This is a genomic window from Streptomyces sp. NPDC002994 (assembly GCF_040611155.1).
Lineage (GTDB): Bacteria > Actinomycetota > Actinomycetes > Streptomycetales > Streptomycetaceae > Streptomyces.
Genome location: NZ_JBEXNQ010000079.1, coordinates 1 through 1,071, shown reverse-complemented (window position 1 = coordinate 1,071; position 1,071 = coordinate 1). Strand labels below are relative to the sequence as shown.

The 1,071-nt window shown below is 69.7% G+C and carries 1 protein-coding gene; it reads left to right on the top strand.

The annotated features are described in order from the left end of the window. Positions 1–44 precede the first annotated feature (44 nt). Positions 45–1,071, top strand: a 1,027-nt coding sequence (locus ABZX79_RS37815; RefSeq protein ID WP_355268602.1) for an IS110 family transposase, incomplete at its 3' end; no start/stop codon positions are given.

The window sequence follows — 1,071 nt, the reverse complement described above, 5'->3', positions numbered from 1 at the left end:
GTGCACTGTCCTCACGCGTCGCACGGAAGGCAGCACGTATCAGCATGGCAGACGAGACAGCGGTGGTCGGCGGCGTCGACACCCACACCGATTTCCACCAGGCCGCGGTGATCGACTCGATCGGCCGGCATCTGGCTACCGAGTCGTTTGCGGCCACGCCCGACGGCTACCGGCAGTTGCATCAGTGGCTGCTCTCGCACGGGGAGCTCCTTGCGGTCGGTGTCGAGGGGACCGGCGCCTACGGTGCGGAACTGGCCCGGTCTCTGACGGCGAACGGTGTGACGGTGGTGGAGGTCGACCGGCCCGACCGCAGGGCGAGGCGGGCCCACGGCAAGTCCGATCCAGTCGACGCCTACGCGGCCGCGACCGCGGTCCTGGGCGGCCGGGCAGGCGGTATCCCGAAGTCCCGGGACGGGATCGTGGAGGCGATACGGGTCTTGCGGGTGGTCCGCAAGAGTGCGGTCAAGGCCCGCACCCAGGTCATCAACCAGATCCGCACCCTGATCGTCACCGCCCCGTCAGCCGTGCGGGACAGGCTGCGGGACCTGCCGGTGCGGGAGCTGGTCGACACGCTGGCCCGCTCGAGGCCCGCCGGTCATCTCGAAGATCCTGCCAGGGCGGTCAGAACAGCACTGCGGCGTCTGGCCCGCCGCTACCAGGCACTCGATGCGGAGGTTACCGAGGCGGACAAGGAGATCGGGCCGCTGGTGGCCCAGGCCGCCCCGCAACTGCTCGCTCTGTGCGGTGTCGGACCTGAAACCGCCGGCCAGCTGCTGACCACGGCCGGGGACAACCCCGACCGGCTCCGCTCGGAAGCCTCCTTCGCACACCTGTGCGCAGCAGCCCCCGTCCCGGCTTCTTCCGGCCGCACCCACCGCCACCGGCTCAACCGAGGAGGCGACCGCCAGGCGAACAACGCCCTGCACACGATCGTCCTGGTCCGCATGCGCTACGACCCACGCACCCGCGACTACGTCGCCCGACGCACCGCCGAAGGCATGGCCAAGAAAGACATCATGCGCTGCCTCAAACGCTTCGTCGCCCGAGAGATCTACAAACACCTACCCCACC